This is a genomic window from Erwinia tasmaniensis Et1/99 (assembly GCF_000026185.1).
In the GTDB taxonomy this organism is placed as follows: domain Bacteria; phylum Pseudomonadota; class Gammaproteobacteria; order Enterobacterales; family Enterobacteriaceae; genus Erwinia; species Erwinia tasmaniensis.
In genome coordinates this window covers 2,660,945-2,679,392 of sequence record NC_010694.1, presented here as the reverse complement: position 1 = coordinate 2,679,392, position 18,448 = coordinate 2,660,945, and the positions used below count along the sequence as shown (strand labels likewise).

Annotated in this window: 19 protein-coding genes; 11 read left to right on the top strand and 8 right to left on the bottom strand. The window is 52.7% G+C overall.

What is annotated here, in order from left to right:
- The gene (locus ETA_RS13035) at positions 1 to 1,425 is read right to left on the bottom strand and encodes a cytochrome ubiquinol oxidase subunit I (RefSeq protein WP_012442086.1); all 1,425 of its coding nucleotides are present in this window, start codon (positions 1,423 to 1,425) and stop codon (positions 1 to 3) included.
- A 999-nt stretch (positions 1,426 to 2,424) separates the two neighbouring features.
- On the opposite strand from ETA_RS13035, the gene ETA_RS13030 reads away from it, so the two are divergent.
- Positions 2,425 to 3,516, top strand: coding sequence for a hypothetical protein (locus ETA_RS13030; RefSeq protein ID WP_042959035.1), 1,092 nt, complete (start codon positions 2,425 to 2,427; stop codon positions 3,514 to 3,516).
- Positions 3,517 to 3,665: 149 nt separating this feature from the next.
- On the opposite strand, the gene ETA_RS13025 is transcribed toward ETA_RS13030, so the two are convergent.
- Positions 3,666 to 3,911, bottom strand: a complete 246-nt coding sequence (locus ETA_RS13025) for a hypothetical protein (RefSeq protein ID WP_042959034.1) — start codon at positions 3,909 to 3,911, stop codon at positions 3,666 to 3,668.
- 172 nt (positions 3,912 to 4,083) lie between these two features.
- Entirely contained in the window at positions 4,084 to 4,845 is a 762-nt protein-coding gene (gene ygbI / locus ETA_RS13020; RefSeq protein ID WP_012442083.1) for a DNA-binding transcriptional repressor YgbI, read from the bottom strand.
- A gap of 310 nt (positions 4,846 to 5,155) precedes the next feature.
- Between ygbI and ltnD the strand changes: the two genes are divergently transcribed.
- The 10 genes from ltnD to tatE all read left to right on the top strand — a co-directional run bounded on the left by ltnD (position 5,156) and on the right by tatE (position 13,641).
- The gene (gene ltnD / locus ETA_RS13015) at positions 5,156 to 6,064 is read left to right on the top strand and encodes an L-threonate dehydrogenase (RefSeq protein ID WP_012442082.1); all 909 of its coding nucleotides are present in this window, start codon (positions 5,156 to 5,158) and stop codon (positions 6,062 to 6,064) included.
- Positions 6,064 to 7,326, top strand: a complete 1,263-nt coding sequence (gene otnK, locus ETA_RS13010; RefSeq protein WP_012442081.1) for a 3-oxo-tetronate kinase — start codon at positions 6,064 to 6,066, stop codon at positions 7,324 to 7,326. Before ltnD ends, otnK begins: the two co-directional genes overlap by 1 nt.
- On the top strand, positions 7,323 to 7,946 hold the full coding sequence (gene otnC / locus ETA_RS13005; RefSeq protein WP_012442080.1) for a 3-oxo-tetronate 4-phosphate decarboxylase: 624 nt from the start codon (positions 7,323 to 7,325) through the stop codon (positions 7,944 to 7,946). Before otnK ends, otnC begins: the two co-directional genes overlap by 4 nt.
- 2 nt (positions 7,947 to 7,948) lie before the next feature.
- On the top strand, positions 7,949 to 8,725 hold the full coding sequence (locus ETA_RS13000) for an HPr family phosphocarrier protein (protein ID WP_012442079.1): 777 nt from the start codon (positions 7,949 to 7,951) through the stop codon (positions 8,723 to 8,725).
- A gap of 146 nt (positions 8,726 to 8,871) precedes the next feature.
- On the top strand, positions 8,872 to 10,221 hold the full coding sequence (locus ETA_RS12995; protein ID WP_012442078.1) for a GntP family transporter: 1,350 nt from the start codon (positions 8,872 to 8,874) through the stop codon (positions 10,219 to 10,221).
- A 100-nt stretch (positions 10,222 to 10,321) separates the two neighbouring features.
- Positions 10,322 to 10,405, top strand: coding sequence for a small membrane protein YohP (locus tag ETA_RS20750; RefSeq protein ID WP_023654377.1), 84 nt, complete (start codon positions 10,322 to 10,324; stop codon positions 10,403 to 10,405).
- Positions 10,406 to 11,265: 860 nt separating this feature from the next.
- On the top strand, positions 11,266 to 11,835 hold the full coding sequence (pagP, locus tag ETA_RS12990) for a lipid IV(A) palmitoyltransferase PagP (RefSeq protein WP_042959032.1): 570 nt from the start codon (positions 11,266 to 11,268) through the stop codon (positions 11,833 to 11,835).
- A gap of 149 nt (positions 11,836 to 11,984) precedes the next feature.
- Entirely contained in the window at positions 11,985 to 12,194 is a 210-nt protein-coding gene (gene cspE, locus ETA_RS12985) for a transcription antiterminator/RNA stability regulator CspE (RefSeq protein WP_004156612.1), read from the top strand.
- 351 nt (positions 12,195 to 12,545) lie between these two features.
- Complete coding sequence (locus tag ETA_RS12980; protein ID WP_012442076.1) at positions 12,546 to 13,331, top strand: deaminated glutathione amidase; 786 nt, start codon at positions 12,546 to 12,548, stop codon at positions 13,329 to 13,331.
- Positions 13,332 to 13,437: 106 nt separating this feature from the next.
- Entirely contained in the window at positions 13,438 to 13,641 is a 204-nt protein-coding gene (tatE, locus tag ETA_RS12975; RefSeq protein ID WP_012442075.1) for a twin-arginine translocase subunit TatE, read from the top strand.
- Positions 13,642 to 13,693: 52 nt separating this feature from the next.
- Here the strand turns inward: tatE and lipA are convergent, their stop codons facing one another.
- The 5 genes from lipA to rlpA form a co-directional block, all read right to left on the bottom strand.
- Positions 13,694 to 14,659, bottom strand: coding sequence for a lipoyl synthase (gene lipA, locus ETA_RS12970; RefSeq protein WP_012442074.1), 966 nt, complete (start codon positions 14,657 to 14,659; stop codon positions 13,694 to 13,696).
- A gap of 180 nt (positions 14,660 to 14,839) precedes the next feature.
- Complete coding sequence (gene lipB / locus ETA_RS12965; protein WP_012442073.1) at positions 14,840 to 15,511, bottom strand: lipoyl(octanoyl) transferase LipB; 672 nt, start codon at positions 15,509 to 15,511, stop codon at positions 14,840 to 14,842.
- Positions 15,512 to 15,591: 80 nt separating this feature from the next.
- The gene (gene ybeD, locus ETA_RS12960; protein ID WP_012442072.1) at positions 15,592 to 15,855 is read right to left on the bottom strand and encodes a DUF493 family protein YbeD; all 264 of its coding nucleotides are present in this window, start codon (positions 15,853 to 15,855) and stop codon (positions 15,592 to 15,594) included.
- Positions 15,856 to 16,014: 159 nt separating this feature from the next.
- Positions 16,015 to 17,229, bottom strand: a complete 1,215-nt coding sequence (gene dacA / locus ETA_RS12955) for a D-alanyl-D-alanine carboxypeptidase DacA (protein ID WP_012442071.1) — start codon at positions 17,227 to 17,229, stop codon at positions 16,015 to 16,017.
- 99 nt (positions 17,230 to 17,328) lie between these two features.
- The gene (gene rlpA, locus ETA_RS12950) at positions 17,329 to 18,447 is read right to left on the bottom strand and encodes an endolytic peptidoglycan transglycosylase RlpA (protein WP_012442070.1); all 1,119 of its coding nucleotides are present in this window, start codon (positions 18,445 to 18,447) and stop codon (positions 17,329 to 17,331) included.
- Between the last annotated feature and the right edge of the window lies 1 nt (position 18,448).

The window sequence follows — 18,448 nt, the reverse complement described above, 5'->3', positions numbered from 1 at the left end:
TTACTTATCCTCCTGCGGCGAATTTAATTTTTCCTGCACCGCAGATAGCGGGCGTGAAGGGGTATGGGAAGTACCTGGACCACCTTCTGGCGTGTGCTCACCTTCGCCTGCCTGCGGCCCTTTTTTGATCAGGTTAGCCAGGTAGGTGTAGCCGACACCGAATACGCAGAAGTAGACCACCAGGAATACGATCAGGCTGATGGCCATTTGCAGATCGCTGTGCAGGGATACGGCATCCCGGGTGCGCAGCAGGCCATAAATGACCCACGGCTGACGGCCTATCTCGGTCGTTATCCAGCCTGCTACCAGTGCAATCAGACCCGATGGCCCCATCAGCAGCACGAACCAAAGGAAAGGACGCGATGTATAAATGCGTTGACCACGGCGCATCCACAGGCTAAGTACCCCGACCAGGATCATCAACATTCCCAGGCCGACCATGATGCGAAACGACCAGAACACCACGGTAGAGTTGGGACGATCTTCTGGCGGGAAGCTTTTCAATGCCGGAACCTGCTTATCCAGGCTGTGGGTCAGGATCAGACTGCCCAGATACGGGATCTCCAGCGCGTACTTGGTGCGCTCTTCCTTCATATCCGGCACGCCAAACAGGATCAGCGGAGTGGGTTCACCCGGTGGGTTCTCCCAGTGGCCTTCGATTGCCGCGATTTTCGCCGGCTGATGTTCAAGCGTGTTCAGGCCGTGAGCATCGCCCACCATCGCCTGAATGGGGGCGACGATCAGCGCCATCCATAAAGACATTGACAGCATCTTACGCACTGCCGGCGTATCGTTTTTGCGCAGCAGATGCCATGCGGCAGAGGCTCCGACAAAGAAAGCGGTGACCAGGAATGCCGCAATCGACATATGGAACAGGCGATACGGGAAGGAAGGGTTGAAGACAATGGCCAGCCAATCAGTCGGTACCACGATGCCGTTTTGCAGGGCATAACCCTGGGGAGTTTGCATCCAGCTGTTCGATGCAAGTATCCAGAAGGTAGAGATAATGGTGCCGAGTGCCACCATGCAGGTAGCAAAGAAGTGCAGGCCACGGCTGACACGGTTCCAGCCGAACAGCATAACGCCGAGGAAGCCGGCTTCAAGGAAGAACGCGGTAAGCACTTCGTAGGTCAGCAGCGGCCCGGTAATGCTCCCGGCAAACTGTGAGAAACCGGCCCAGTTGGTGCCGAACTGATAGGCCATCACCAGCCCTGAAACCACCCCCATGCCGAAGTTGACGGCAAAGATTTTCGACCAGAAATGATAGAGGTCGCGATAAACCTCATTTTTCGATTTCAGCCAAAGACCTTCCAGCACGGCCAGAAAGCTGGCAAGGCCGATGGTGATGGCCGGGAAGAGAATGTGGAAGGCCACAGTGAAACCGAACTGTATCCTGGCGAGATGAAACGCATCTAATCCGAACATTGCTTACCTCGTTCTAACATAAACAGCCTTTTATTTTTTTTACCCACGATTAACAAATATATGACATATTCAGCACAAGCAGGGTTATTAACCGGGGGCTTCTCATCGAAGTTCCGATCCTAAAACTAAAGACGGTGGAGAAGTAGCTACAATAATATTGATTTTAGGTATAACAGTAGTGATTAATACAGATAATTGTTTCGCTTACAGGTTAAATCTGCGCTCGGTCGTGTTAACGCAATTTTCTTTTTTGATGGCTAAATGTAATGAATTTGTGTGGTCAGCGTGTTTAAACTGGAAATTGCATCATCAATTAAACTCTTTTCATCCTATGCAGCGCTGATGATTTCTAAGTCTTTTCCGTGAAGCTTATTCTCTTTTGAGTCTGTAAGTTATTAAAACCGAATGCTAGCGCCAGAATGATATATTTGCCCGGTGATTTATACTTTTTTATGGCAATCGTGTAGCGTAGTTGTTAATTTACGGCGATAAGAAATAGCATTTTCATTTTTACCTCTCCCTTCTGATCAAAATTCATTAATACGCCGGTTTTACCAGGAATGAGCCTTAAAATGTTAAGGTTGTAATAAATCAAAATGTGTAATTAGAATCACTTTGTTACAAATTAATCGAAGCTATTCAAGCTTTTCCTGTTGGAAATCAAAAATTATCATCTGGCATTATCCTGTGGCGCGGCGACTTCCCGCCAGGTCACCAGTGGTTCGCCATGCCGGCGTTGCGTGTGTTTAGCCGTTACGTACCACGGCCAGATTGAAGCTGCTCCGCTGCTGCCGAGCTGTATGGCGTGCTGAAGACGTCCACTTAATACACATGTGCTGCATATGATGCGCAGTAAATAATCAATGGGCCTTTTATTGCAGGGATATTGCTAATTCTGGTCAATAATATGTATATTATCTTATTGAAATTATTGCGTTTTTTGACTAAAGTCAAATTTTAACCTGGTTAAAAGACGCGCTGCCAGGATAAAAAAGCAGTATGGAAAGTGAAGAAAACACAAGTACGCCGGCTCCATTACTGGATTTAACCGCCATTCCGGATGATATGCTGCTGCTTGGCAGGCGGCTGGCAGACACGAAATTTCAGATCGACCTGCTGGGGAAAAAGGGCTGGGGAGAGCTGACCGGCAATCTGCACGGCCTTGAGGCCAGCGGTGAGTGGAATGGCCCGGACGATGCGCTCACCTTCTTTAGCAAAATTTTCCCTTTTGTTTCTCTGCCCGCAGAAGCTGCCCCTGTGGGCGTCTGGCAGGTGCCCACTGAACGGGTTATTGGCCGCAGCTGGCGCTGGTGGCCGGAGCATCTCTCTGCCAGTAGCGAAGAGAAGTTGCGGGATTATCTCTCCTCTGGCAGCGCGGCCGAGGGCACCTGTTATTATTTTATTTCAGCGCTTGGGCTGCTGCTGGCGGCGCAGGGGCAGGGGCGGGTAAATTACTGCCGACAGCGTGATATCCCCTTTATCACCGCCAGAGTCACAGAGCTGCCTTATCCCCCGGCCGATCGTTTTAAGCTTTATCACGTATCGAAAGGCGCCACGCGACAAAGTTGGGTGGTGCTGAACGATCGTTATCTGCAGGTGGTTCAATGGCCGCGTATCACTCTGCCTGCACTCGCCCGCTATGGCGTTCACAGCACCAGCTGGCCGCTGATATTCCCTGCCACTGACCTCATTTTTGCCGAGCTGCATAACCCGCAGCCTGTGAAGGATTTCATGATGCCCTGCATTGATTTAGATGCGCTGCGGCAGAAGATTTCTGCCGAACAGCAGGCGGCCAGGCTGGCAGCGAAGCCGGCCAGAATGGCAATAGCTGATATGAATATTATCAATCTCGGCGTGGTGAAAATCACGTTGATGTTCTTTTTTCTGCTTTCGCTGGTGGCTGGCGGATTGATGGCGGGAGAGGGCTGGGCAGGGTTGTTAAGTCTGCTGGTGTGTGCGGTATCAGGCAGTCTGCTGCTGCTGCTGGTCGCCCCGATATTCCGCATAGCAACCCCTTCAGCTAGCCGGGATGTAGAGCCAGAGCAGGATGCCTCAACGGGATCGACGACGCCGCCAAAAGACATTGCCTAAGCAACGGCTGTGAATTGTCAGCCTGGGAAGGTTTTGCGCTCGACGTTTTTGTTCATTGCCGTCGACTGGCGGTTACATCGGTGCCGGGGAGAGTGAACCGCCCGTCCAGGAGGAAAATAGCGCCCGGCACCCGTTATTGCTAACCATTATCAATGCGGTTGTGTGAATCCCGCATCGATCATTTTTTCCCGTATCGCGTTGGCAATGAGGCTATTACCGCCGGTCACCGGAAAGATGACGTTATTGATAACGTCGTCCAGGTCGTACTCACTGAACTCCTGGCGCGTCAGCTGAGTACCTCCTTCGTCATTGATGGCTATCGATCCCTGAATATGGTCGCCGACATTATCCGCTTTGATACAGTAACGCCCCATACTGGTATTGATCGTGTTCATAGAATGTCCTGATGACGTTTCCGTCAAAGTCGCAACACACTGCAAATGGGGTCCACCATCCCCCTGTTAAATTAAGCTCCTTAGCTCACATTTCTTTCATTATGCGCGGTAAAAAAAGAGAGGATTTTGACCGCTGTCGCATAAATATTTTTTATTGCGCGGCCTGGATAAATTATCCGGCAAGCGTGACCTCAAATTTATGTTTTTTCAGCTCCTGTTGCGCGCTGTCAGGCAGATGGAAATCGGTGATGACGTGATCGAAATTCGCCAACGGCAGGGCGAGGAACGTGGCTATTTTATTATATTTTGAACTGTCGGCCAGCAGCACGCGTTTGCTGCTGATATCACTCGCCGTGCGCTTGATGGCTACCTTATCTTCATCGGGCGTAAATATACCTCGTGGGCTCCAGCAGGAGGCGGAGATAAACGCAATATCCAGCGACAGCCCACGTAATGTTTGCGCCGCTGCCTCCCCGATGCAGGAACGATTGTCCCGACATACTTTGCCCCCGGTATGGATCATTTGGCACTGACTATGATCAAGCAGGAAATGGGCAATGACAAAGTCATTGGTGACGATCAGCAGGTCGTCACGCATTCCCAGCTCACGTGCCAGCGCCAGAGTGGTGGTCCCGGCATCAAGATAAATACAGCTATTGAGCGGAATATTGAGCGCGGCGGCGCGGCCAATTGCCTGTTTTTCCAGGCCACACATGCTGGTTTTGTCCTGATGCGAAGGCTCGCTTGAGAGCCGTTCGGTAGAGCGTACTCCGCCGGAGACCAGCTGCACGATCCCCTGTTCTTCCAGTTTTTGCAGATCGCGACGGATCGTCATATGAGATACGGCCAGCCGATCGGACAATTCGGCAATACTTACCACGCCACGAAGCTGCACCAGCGCGACGATTTGTTGATGACGTTCAATCGGGATCATGACAACTCCTGAAAATTCGGCAGGGAAACAGAGTCAAAGTGTAAAGAGCCATCCTGCGTGGCGCATCACAATTTTTAGCTAATTGTCGCGCCTCCGTGCAGAAAACGATTAGCTGCTACAGCGGTACAGGTTCACTCGCGTGGGATCTCACCAGAAGACAATGTCATTGTGCAACGTTTGGCCTTGTTATTAATTGTGAAAAATTCTGTTACTCATCCATTATTGTGATTAGCGTCACCAATATCGGCTTATTATGCGGCTATAGTTAACAATACAAAACAAATATTCACTAAATTTAACGCGAGGGTCTATGTCAACATCAATGTCAGTCTGTGTGATTGGGCTTGGATCAATGGGAATGGGGGCGGCGCAATCCTGTATTCACGCTGGCCTGAAAACCTGGGGCGTGGATCTTAACCAGCAGGCTTTGCAGACGCTACGCGACAGTGGGGCGCAGGCTGCGGATACGTGCGCCGATGAATTTGCCGCCGAACTTGATGCGGTGCTGCTGCTGGTCGTGAATGCAGACCAGGTTAAACAGATCCTGTTTGCAGAAAACGGTCTGGCAGCGCGATTAACCCCAGGAACGGCGGTGATGGTTTCTTCGACTCTCTCTTCCCTTGACGCAAAAAATATTGAAAAACAGCTCAGTGCCTATCGGTTGATTATGTTGGATGCCCCGGTATCCGGTGGGGCCGCGAAAGCGGCAAGGGGCGAAATGACGGTGATGGCATCAGGCAGCGATCGGGCCTTTGCACTGTTACAGCCGGTGCTGAATGCGGTGGCGGCTAAGGTCTACCGTATCGGCGATGAAATCGGACAGGGCTCGACGGTGAAGATTATTCACCAGCTGCTGGCCGGTGTCCATATCGCGGCCGGCGCGGAAGCGATGGCGCTCGCTGCCCGTGCCGGTATTCCGCTTGAGACCCTGTATGAAGTGGTGACGAATGCGGCCGGCAATTCCTGGATGTTTGAAAATCGTATGCGTCATGTCGTCGATGGCGACTATTCGCCCACCTCTGCGGTGGATATTTTTGTGAAGGATCTTGGGCTTGTGGCCGACACGGCTAAGGATCTGCGTTTTCCTCTGCCGCTGGCATCAACGGCTTTAAACATGTTTACCGCGGCCAGCAATGCCGGCTACGGACGTGAAGATGACAGTGCGGTCATCAAAATTTTCAGTGGGATCGCCCTGCCATGTAAACAGGAGCGTGAATAATGCGTTTGGGTGTAATAGCCGATGATTTTACCGGAGCGACTGATATTGCCAGCTTCCTTGTGCAAAACGGGATGTCCACGGTGCAGCTTAATGGCGTGCCTGCTGAAACTCGTCCGCTGAGTGCGGACGCTTTGGTCGTCAGCCTGAAATCACGCTCCTGCCCGCCGGAAATGGCGATAGCCGACTCGCTTCTGGCGCTAAGCTGGCTGCAACAGCAGGGGTGCGATCGCTTCTATTTTAAGTACTGCTCGACATTTGACAGCACCTCTGAGGGCAATATTGGGCCGGTAACCGATGCCCTGCTGAAAGCGCTCGGCGAATCACAGACCGTTATCTCTCCCGCATTACCGGTTAATGGGCGAACGGTTTACCAGGGGCACCTGTTTGTGATGGACAGGCTGCTGTGTGATTCGGGTATGCGCCATCATCCGGTAACGCCTATGACGGATAGCAGTCTGATACGCCTGATGGAAGGCCAGGCCAGCGGCAAGGCGGGATCGATTGGTTTTCAGACGATCGAGCGGGGAGCGACGGCGGTCCGAGCGGCCCTGAAGGAGCAGGCAAAGCAGGGCATAAACTATGTGGTTCTTGATGCACTTCATGAACAGCATCTGTTAATCCAGGGCGAAGCGCTGAAAGATATGCGGCTGGTCACCGGGGGATCGGGCCTGGCGATCGGGCTGGCCCGTCAGTGGGCGAAGGCTGGGCAAGAGGGGGATGTTACGCAGGCCGCAGGTGCGCCTCAGGGGCAATATGCCGTGGTCCTGTCTGGCTCGTGCTCGGAGATGACGCAGCGCCAGGTCGATCGCTATTGTCAGCAGGCGGCAGCGCAAAGTATCGACGTTGAACGCGCCCTTTACCAGCACGAGTGCTATGTGCACGAACTTTGTGACTGGGTTGCGCAGCATGAACAGGATGCGTTAGCGCCCCTGCTGTATGCCACCGCCGCGCCGGACAGGCTGCAGTCCGTCCAGCAGCGTCACGGTGCCCAATGCAGCAGTGACGCGGTCGAACGGCTGTTTGCCGCCGTTGCGTGCGAGTTACAGCGGCGTGGCTGGCAGCGTTTTATCGTGGCCGGGGGAGAAACCTCAGGCGTGGTGGCGCAGGCGCTCGGCATTGATGCTTTTCATATCGGCCCGGCTATCTCACCCGGCGTACCCTGGGTGCGTGCGGTGCAGCAGCCAATATCACTGGCGCTGAAGTCTGGAAACTTTGGTGATGAAGATTTCTTTGCTCGTGCACAAAGGGAGTTCTCCGTATGACTGAACAGCAGGCACGCGAAGAGATGGTCAGGCTGGGCGTCTCTTTTTTCCAGCGCGGGTACGCCACCGGCTCGGCCGGCAATCTCTCAATGCGCCTTTCTGACGGCACGTTGTTGGCAACGCCAACCGGATCTTGTCTCGGTGAGCTGGTGGCGCAGCGGTTGTCAAAGGTGACTGAGCAGGGGGAGTGCCTCTCTGGTGATAAACCGTCAAAAGAGATGAGCTTCCATCGCGCCATCTATATGAATAATCCCGCGTGCGGGGCAATCGTCCATTTGCACTGTCACTATTTAACCGCGCTCTCCTGTCTTCAGGGGGTGGATCGTGAAAACTGTATTCGCCCGTTCACGCCCTACGTGGTGATGCGCGTTGGCGCAGTGCCCGTTGTGCCCTATTACCGTCCGGGCGATAAACGTCTTGCCGACGATCTTGCGCAATTGGCCCCTCATCATAAGGCTTTTCTGCTGGCCAATCATGGCCCGGTGGTGACGGGAAGAACGCTGCGTGAAGCGGCGGATAATGCCGAAGAGCTGGAAGAGACGGCCAGACTGATATTTACCTTGGGCGATCGCCCAATACGCTACCTTAACCATAACGAAGTGGCCGAATTACGGAGCTGAATATGCCTAAGTTTGCTGCCAATCTATCAACCCTGTTTAATGAAGTGCCGTTTCTGCAACGTTTCGATGCCGCGGCGAAAGCCGGGTTTCGCGCGGTAGAATTCCTGTTTCCCTATGAACATGAGCCGGCAGACATTAAGCAGGCGTTAACCCGTAATCAACTTGAACTGGTGTTGTTTAATACCGCCCCCGGCGACAGCGATGCGGGAGAATGGGGGGTTGCCGCTATCCCCGGTCGTGAAGCCGATGCGCGACGTGATATTGACCGCGCGCTGGAATATGCCCTTGCGCTCGACTGCCGTCAGGTACATATCATGGCAGGTGTGATTCCGGTAGCCGCAGATCGAGAAGCGTACTGCCGAACCTTGATCGACAACGTACGCTATGCGGCAGAGCGCTTTGCCCGACACGGTATCGGCATTTTGCTTGAGGCGCTCAATCCCGCAACCAAACCAGACTATCTTTACTCCAGTCAGTATCAGGTGTTGGAAATGATAAGACGTATCGATCGTCCGGGCGTTTTCAGCCAGCTCGATTTGTACCACGCACAGCTGGTGGACGGTAATCTGACTCACCTGATCGCTGATTATATTGGGCAGTATCGACATATCCAAATCGCTTCTGTGCCCGCTCGCCACGAGCCGGATGAAGGTGAAATTAACTATCCGTGGCTCTTTGAGCTGATCGATCGCAGCGGATATCAAGGCTGGATTGGCTGCGAGTATCTTCCGCGTACCACCACGCAGGCGGGATTAGGGTGGTTATCCGCATTTAATTAAAAAGACGATGACGTGATGTGACGTGACGGGCTTTGGCTCGTGGCGCGGATTTTTGCGGCCTGAATCAGGCCACCACACCGGGAAACGGGCCCTCAATCAATGCGCCCCAGGCGCGAAAACAATAAAATCCGAAGAGGATAAATACTATGTCTACCGCCCTGTTGTTAACTATCGCCGTAGCCAGCGTGCTGATATTGCTGCTGCTGGTGATCAAGGCCAAAGTTCATCCTTTCGTTGCTCTGCTGGTGGTTAGCCTGCTGGTTGCCCTGGCAACCGGTATCCCGACTGATAAAATCATGTCGACCATCGTTGCCGGTATGGGCGGTCTGCTGGGTTCTATCACCATTATTATTGTGTTGGGCGCAATGCTGGGAGCCATCATCGAGTCTTCCGGCGGCGCAGAATCGCTGGCACAACGCCTGAATCAGCATCTTGGTGAGCAACGTGGCGTTGCGGCGCTAACGATAGCCGCATTTATTTTGGGAATTCCCGTCTTTTTCGAAGTCGGGTTTATCATTGTGGTTCCGCTCATTTATGGTTTTGCCAAAGTGGCACGCGTTTCCCCCCTCAAATATGGGCTTCCTATGGCGGGCGTCATGCTGATCGTACACGTTGCTCTCCCCACTCATCCGGGAGCGGCGGCGGCGGCAGGGTTGCTGCACAGCGATATGGGCTGGCTCATGTTGTCAGGGATAGCGATTTCCATCCCGGTTGGTGTGGGGGGCTATGCCATCGCGCAGGTCATGAATCGCCGCCATTATCAGCTGTCGGTCGCCGTGTTGGAACAGCTGCAGCTCGCAAAACCAGACGACGTTTGCCAGCGGCGGCAACCTCCATCTGCGTGGCTGATCTCATCGCTTATCGTGGTGCCGATCGTCCTTATCGTGCTCGGCACGCTGGCTCACAGCGTCTTGCCACAGTCCAATGCTCTGCGCCAGCTGCTCACGCTGATCGGCACGCCGGCCATTGCCTTATTGCTCGCCCTGGCGCTGTCTGCCTGGTTGCTGGGGCTGCGCCGTGGGTGGAGCAAAGACAAGCTGAGTGAATTGTTGGATCGCGCCATACCCGGTTCAGCCGGCGTTATTCTGGTCGCCGGCGCGGGGGGCGCATTTGGTAAAGTGCTGGTCGAGTCGGGCGTGGGAAAAGCGTTGGTTTTGTCGCTGGAAAATATTCATCTACCGCTTATCCCGGCCGCGTTTCTTTTGTCTCTGGCGTTACGCGCTTCACAGGGGTCTGCTACCGTGGCGATACTGACGACCAGCGGCCTGCTGGCCGAGGCGGTGAGCGGTATCAGTGAATGGCAGCTGGTGCTGGTCACGCTTTCAACCTGTTTTGGCGGTCTGGGGCTGTCACACGTTAATGATGCGGGGTTTTGGGTGGTGACGCGCTATCTCGGCCTGTCCGTTGCCGATGGGCTCAAAACCTGGACCGTGCTGACCACGATGATGGCACTGAGCGGATTCGCGCTAGTGTGGCTATTATCTTTGCTCACGTAGAGCCAGTGGCGGCAGAAAAAAGCAATTGAGCAAAATGCTATTCTTCTTCTACACTTAGGTGACAACACCGTGGTGGCTTTTATTTAATTGGGGTTATGAAATGAAGATCTTCCTGTGGATTATTGCGATTATTTTTATTGTAGGCTTGCTGACAATTACTGGCGTATTTAAACTTATTTTCTAATGCTGATGCGGGTGGCCCGTTATGCCGTAACCAGGCCTAACCCGCATTTTCGCTGCTGCAAAACGTCCGTTTTTTCAAAACTGAGCCAGGAATGAGCTCGCAGCGGTGCATGGCGTCACCGTGGGTGCTGTGACTTAGTTGTGCCGCAGGCGTTTCTGATGAGCACGGTTTCTTTATTGCAGTCGTTTGCCGTCGTTCCCCTGGCGAAAACAGAAAGGTCACAGGTCTTCAGTCGTTTATGGCAGGCTGCACAGACGGCACCGTGATGTTCACCATATTTATCACCGCGTATCGTGAAAACAAACCTGCGACACCCACATCTGCTACACCTAAGCATTTTATCACCCTCCTCATCCTGAGAACTATTTCGTTAGAATTATCTTAACAAAAATTGCATGGATATCCATAAATAACGTTAACCAAATAAATTCCTTTAGGTCCACCCTAATTCCATGTTTATAAAATGGTTTTCAAAAGGAAAGGAATATTAATGCTTAATATTGGTAATGTTTAGCATGAAAAGCGTGGGGTTTCATGATCGGGATCAATCGAAATGTACAGGTGGTTAGCGCAAAAAAGGGCCATTTTAAGAAGATAAATATGTCAATAATTTGAATCTTTTTTCTGATGGTTTAAGATTATAACGATATCGTATTTTTAATGTTTGTTAGGTTTTACATGCTGTTAACGAAAACTTGATAGATTTATCACCAAGCGGCACGTTTAAAACAGTCTCAAAAAAGACTATTTAACGGCTGTTTAAGTAAAACTTTTATAATTGATTCTTTAGCCCACCGTAATGGGCTGACCATTTCAGTTGCGGTATGCCGCACGTTAATCAGGGAGCTGTGAAACCGACCATGAGACTTAAACTCATCTTGTATTTTCTAATTTTGTCTTGCTATTTGGGAATAGGAAGTGCGCGTGCGGCCACTTTGATGCATGGCGTTGCCAACACCTGGAACAGCTTCAGCGATAACGTTAGTCAGACGTGGAATGACCCGCAAACGTTCGACCTGTACGTTCCTGCCGTTACCTGGCATAACCGCTGGACATACGATTCAGATAAAATCGATAAATATAATGAACGCCCTTGGGGGGCTGGCGGCGGCATTTCACACTACGATGAAAAGGGAAACTGGAACGGCATCTATCTGATGGCCTTTAAGGATTCCTTTAACAAGTGGGAGCCGATAGGGGGTTACGGTTGGGAAAAAACGTGGCGGCCGTTGGCTGATCCTGATTTCCACCTCGGGCTAGGCTACACGGCCGGAGTAACGATGCGCGACAACTGGAACTATATTCCTATTCCGGTGCTTTTACCCCTGGCTTCAATAGGTTATGGTTCAGCAACATTCCAGATGACTTACATTCCAGGAACGTATAATAACGGTAACGTTTATTTCGCCTGGCTACGCTGGCAGTTCTGACGTCACGAAGTGGCGTGAAGTTAATGTCTGACAAAAAAAAACGATATTTATCACTTTTTCGCCCCTGGCGACTGGACAAAAGCCTTCGCAATTGCTGTACTAACCCTCGACACAGTTTAGTGTCCATTTTTCATGTAAAGGTAATATAGATGTCTAAGATCAAAGGTAGCGTTAAGTGGTTTAATGAGTCCAAAGGTTTCGGTTTCATTACTCCTGAAGATGGTAGCAAAGATGTGTTCGTACACTTCTCTGCCATCCAGAGCAACGGTTTCAAAACTCTGGCTGAAGGTCAGCGCGTAGAGTTCGAAATCACTAACGGTGCCAAAGGCCCATCTGCTGCTAACGTTGCCGCTATTTAAGTTATCAGACAGAATTCTTAAAACCCGCCTTGTGGCGGGTTTTTTTTATCTGAAATTCGTCAAACGGTGTCTGCCAGCGTCAGCCTGTCCGTCACCTTACGTTAGCGGCTAAAGAAGAGCACCAGCCAGCTAACCGTTGCAGCACACGTTATGATCACCGCGAGAAATTCGTTAAGTCCACGGGGAAGCCAGGTCATCTTTCTTGTCCTTTTTGCGTCAAATGGCAATCAGCTTACGGCGACAAGATTAAGGAAACATTAAAGTGATATATGAGCCGGCTGGGTGCTTTTCAGTGCATGGGACAGGGCGGCGGGCGACTCAATCCAATAAGCACGGCAGGGGAGATGAGTGATGAAAGTGGCCCTAGGACAGTTCGCGGTTAATCGCGAGTGGCAGAAAAATGCCGATACTTGTATCGACCTGATGGATCGCGCCTGCCGACAGGGGGCGCGCTTACTGGTATTGCCGGAGGCGGTTTTAGCTCGTGATATCGCCGACCCTGAATGGGGAATAAAGGCCGCTCAGCCACTGGATGGGCTTTTTCTTAGTTTGCTCCTGACCGCCAGCCTGCATAATACCCTGACAACGGTATTCACTCTTCATGTGCCGGACGATCGGGGGCGCGTTTGCAATGCGCTTGTTGTCATTCGTCAGGGTGAAATTATCGCCCGCTACGATAAGCTGCATCTGTATGATGCTTTTACCGTTCAGGAATCGCTTCATGTTACTGCGGGCGATAGCATCCCCCCGCTGGTGGATGTCGACGGGATGAAGGTTGGTCTGATGACCTGTTATGACGTCCGTTTCCCGGAGTTGGCGCGCCGCCTGGCGTTGGACGGAGCCGATTTGCTGGTGCTGCCTTCTGCCTGGGTCAGAGGGCCGCTTAAAGAGATGCACTGGCAGGTGTTGGTTACCGCACGCGCGCTGGAAAATACCTGTTATGTGGTGGCAGTAGGGGAGTGCGGGCCGCGCAACATCGGTAACAGCATGGTGGTTGATCCGTTGGGCGTGGTTATTGCCAACGCTGCGGAGGGGCCGGCATTGTTGCTGGCTGAAATTGATGTCGAACGTATTGCCGAAGCTCGTCGCGCCCTGCCTGTTCTGGCCAACCGGCGTTTTGCCCCACCACAGCTTTAATCAACATGTTTTGTTACAGCATGCGCTTGAATTGCACCCTGAAGCGGGCGTTAATACAGTACGTTTGAAGATCGCATTGCGGTCAGGTTGATGACAGAAGGTAAAGATGGAAGGTATCAGTCTCGCTAAATTGCTGATTGTGGGTGCACTTATCGTGCTTCTCTTTGGAACCAAAAAATTGCGTAGTCTTGGTGGAGATCTGGGATCGGCGATTAAAGGCTTCAAAAAGGCGATGAATGACGACAGCGACGCTACGAGTAAAACCGCGTCAGAAGATAAAAATGCCGGGCAGGCTGTTCATAAAGAGTAGTGGACAAGAAAAAACGGATGACTGGGTCATCCGTTTTTTTTTATGGCGCGGGCTATTTGACTTCCAGCCCTTTCGCCTGCATATCGGCGTGGTATGAGGAGCGTACAAACGGTCCGCAGGCGGCGTGAGTAAAGCCCATGTCCATGGCCGCAGCTTTCATTTCATCAAATTCCGCCGGGCTGACGTAGCGCTGAACCGGCAAATGATGGCGGCTTGGCTGCAAATACTGGCCGAGTGTCAGCATGGTGACGCCATGACGACGCAAATCGCGCATCACTTCTACAATTTCAGCATTAGTTTCACCCAGGCCAACCATCAGACCCGATTTGGTTGGAATTTCCGGATGGGCTTCTTTAAACCGCTCCAGCAGCTTCAAAGACCAGTCGTAGTTTGCGCCCGGGCGCACCTGGCGATAAACGCGCGGCACGTTTTCCAGGTTGTGGTTAAACACGTCTGGCGGCGTGGCATTGAGTATTTCAAGCGCACGATCCATTCGCCCACGGAAATCTGGAACCAGGGTTTCAATTTTGATCGTCGGGCTTTTTTCACGAATGGCGCTGATACAGTCAGCAAAGTGCTGGGCACCACCATCACGCAGGTCATCACGATCTACCGAGGTAATGACCACGTAACGCAACGCCATATCGGCGATGGTTTGTGCCAGTTTACCCGGCTCATTGGCGTCCGGCGTCGTCGGGCGGCCGTGTGCCACGTCGCAGAATGGGCAACGGCGGGTGCAAATGGCACCGAGGATCATAAAAGTAGCCGTACCGTGGTTGAAACACTCAGCAAGGTTAGGGCAGGAGGCCTCTTCGCAAACGGAGTGCAGACCGTTTTTACGCATCGCAGCTTTAATACCCTGGATACGGCTGGAGTCGGCAGGCAGCTTGATCTTCATCCACTCCGGCTTACGTAATACTTCCGTACGCTCGGTGACCACGGTTTTCACCGGGATCAATGCCATTTTGTCTGCATCGCGGTATTTAACACCGCGTTCCATCACGATAGGTTTACTCATATTCTTGTTAGTTCCAGGTTGGAATGCGGTCGTCGCTCGCTTTAAAAAGATGCAGCCGCATGACACTCAATGAGTTGGTAATTTTCAACTTCTTTTGGTAAAGCGCGCAAATTATATCATCTCCTCGCGGCAGATTCAGCCTGCCCTTGCGAGAAAGGGTTACAGAATTGTAAAACAGCTTCAATGCCGTAGCGATGAGAACGGAAGCGACGGATCTTCGCGCCAGTCAATGTCGGTAATGGCCAGGTGATGGGCAAAATGGGCAATTAACAGCGGCTGCACCGCGGCCAGCGTTGCTCCCGGATGCTGTTGCGTGAGCTGCGTCATCTCCAACCCGGCGTAACCACAGGGGTTGATACGCTGAAACGGAGAAAGATCCATGTCCACGTTGAGCGCCAGGCCATGAAATGAACAGCCCTGACGAATGCGCAGGCCGAGCGAACAGATTTTTTTTCCATCCACATACACGCCTGGCGCATCGCTGCGTGCATTGGCGCTGACGGAAAAAGCAGCCAGCGTATCAACCACCGTCTGTTCAATCGCGGTAACCAGCTGACGCACGCCAACCCTGCGCCGTTTCAGGTTGATCATGACATACATGACCTGCTGCCCGGGGCCATGGTAGGTGACCTGACCGCCACGGTCGCTCTGCATCACGGGGATATCGCCGGGCATTAGCAGGTGCTCGCTTTTTCCCGCTTGTCCCTGGGTAAACACCGGTAGATGTTCAACCAGCCAGATTTCATCCGGCGTTTCATCATTACGCTGGTCGGTAAACTGGTGCATAGCGAGCGATACGGGGGCCCATGGCTGCAGGCCAAGCTGGCGGATAATCAGAGTATCTGGAGACAAAACGGGCGATCCGGTTGGATAAAGAGGGGGGCAGTATAACGTTGGTACGGGGCAAGAACCAGCTTGCCCCCTATTATCGGTTACAGCACCATGCGAACAATTTCGATGTTACCCAATTCTTCATACAGGGTTTCCACCTGTTCGATATGCGTTGCGTTAATGGTGATGGAAACCGAATGATAGTTGCCTTTACTGCTGGGTTTGACCTCTGGCGAATAGTCACCAGGGGCATGGCGCTGCACGACTTCAACCACCTGATCGACCAGCTCAGGCTGTGCCAGACCCATTACTTTGTAGGTAAAAGACGTAGGGAATTCGAGCAGTTCTTTAAGATTGGTTTTCATTTAGACTCCGGTAACACCACTTAGCCCCCCGCTTTAGCGGGAGTTGCAGATAATAAATTGGGATCGATAACATGTAATATGGGGACGGTGGCAATTCATTTCAAGAGATAACGCGGATGCTTAAACAGGGGCCGGTTGGCCCCTGTTTAAGCAAGTCGATTAACCAAACCAGTGGTGGAACATTAATTTGATGTAGTCAACGATGCGGCCAAAGAAGCCGCCTTCCGGCATATCGTTCAGCACCACAAGCGGATGCTGTTCAATGTTTTTGCCATCCAGCTGGAAGTTAATCGTGCCGACGACCTGATTTTTCTGTAGCGGAGCATGCAGCTCTGTGTTGCTCAGCGTGTAACTGGCCTTCAAATCTTTCATCCGGCCACGCGGAATGGTCAGATAAACATCGTTCTCCACGCCAAGCTGAACACGATCGCTGTTGCCGAACCAGACAGGCTCAGAAGCAAACTCTTTGCCCGCCTTCAGCGGAGCCACGGTTTCAAAGAAACGGAAGCCCCAGGTCAGCAGTTTTTTGCTTTCGGTTTCGCGGCCTTTATAAGTATGGCCACCCATAACGGCCGATATCAGGCGCATCTGCTGGCCTTCGGTCGCGGAAGCAACGAGGTTATAGCCTGCTGACTCGGTATGGCCCGTTTTGATGCCATCAACGTTCAGGCTGGTGTCCCATAACAGACCGTTACGGTTCATCTGGCGGATGTTGTTAAAGGTGAACTCTTTCTCGTGATACACGGCGTATTCATCCGGCACGTCACGAATGAGCGCACGGCCGATCAGCGCCATGTCGCGCGCAGAGCTGTACTGACCTTCAGCATCTAGGCCATGTACCGTCTGGAAATGCGTATTTTGCAGGCCCAGCGCCTTAACATAGTTATTCATCAGGCCAACAAAGGTGTCCTGGCTGCCGGCAACATAATCGGCCATTGCCACGCAGGCATCGTTACCTGATTGCAGCACGATGCCGCGTGTCAGCTGAGAAACCGGCACCCGGTCACCCGGCTTAAGGAACATCAGTGAAGATCCTTTAAATACCGGATTACCGGTAGCCCAGGCATCTTTACCCACGGTAACAATATCGTCCTGATGGATTTTACCCGCCTTGATAGCCTGGCCGATGACATAGCTGGTCATCATTTTCGTCAGGCTCGCCGGGTCGCGGCGCGCATCGGCATTCTTCTCTGCCAGCACTTTTCCCGAGTTATAATCGATCAGAACATAGGCTTCAGCGTCAATTTCCGGTACGCCTGGGATCATGGTTTTGATGTTGACATCGTCGGCATAGGCGACAACGTTGAGGCTGAGAGCAATCAGCGAGCCTAGGGTCAGGCATTTAAGCAGTCGGGACGGATTTAAAGTGTTCATGTTGAGGACGATAACATCCATTGGCCAGGTTAATAAAAGTGACTCACTATAGCAAAATCATCCATTTCCGACCTGCCTAAATCGTGCAGGCCGGGAGAATTACATTGCGGCAGGTGCGACGGTGATAAACGATTGTTGCTGTGCCTCATTCGCCAGCCGCTGCTGTAGGGCGGCAGCCTGCTGACGTGAGCTGAAACGCCCGAGCTGTACGCGATAAATGTTGCCATGGCCATCTACCGCACCCTGAACACTAAACCGCTTGCCTAAACGGGTTGCCAGCTCATGAGCCTTGTCGGCATTGCTAAGGGCGCCAACCTGAACCACATAGTTTCCGCCTGACGCCGCCGCCGCAGCAGGGGCTGCGCTCGCTGCTGGCACGTTGGGCGCTGGCGCAGGGATTTCTGGCTTGCTGCTCTCAAGCACGCCGCTTTTTAGCGGCTGCTGCGCACCGAGGAAACCGCTGCTGCGCACCGGTGCCCCCATTGTGTCATCGCCACCATTTAGGGTTGAGTTGTCAACCGGGCGCGACGCTACCGGCTGCAAGCCCGCATCCTGCTGCGGTTGTGACGCGGGTACAGATACCGCCGCGCTGCTGCCCATGGCCGTCATGCCGCCACCAATATCCGGGCGCGGTGGCAAGGCATAGGTCTGTTTCGCCACGGTAGTACCGATAGTGCCGGGGCCGGAGAGCGTACCGTCCGGCGCAACGTTGATATAGTCGACGCGCACCCGGGTATTATTAGAGGTATTGAGGCGGTCCGCTGCGGCACGCGACAGATCGATAATACGTCCCGGTGTATAAGGGCCACGGTCGTTGACGCGCACAACGATCATACGGCCGTTGGCCAGATTGGTGACGCGCACGTAGCTTGGTAACGGCAGCGTTGGATGCGCCGCCGTCAACGCATTGGCATCAAACAGCTCACCCGTGGCGGTCTGGTTGCTGCCCATCTCTTCACCGTAGGTGGTGGCGAGGCCTGTCTGGCTAAAGTTTGACGGGTCTTTAACAATCTTCCAGGTTGTGCCTTTGACCGTATAATCCTGCGACGTCGCCGGATTATACGGTTCATAGCGCGGTTCCGCACCGCCGATCTCTACCACCGGGCCATTATAAGCCGGCTGCTGCCGTGTGACGGGCGCCTGCCGATCGTTGTCGGTCGTCGTACAGGCCGTCAGCAAAGCTGATGCCAGCGCAATGCAAAGCCAATCCTTACGCATA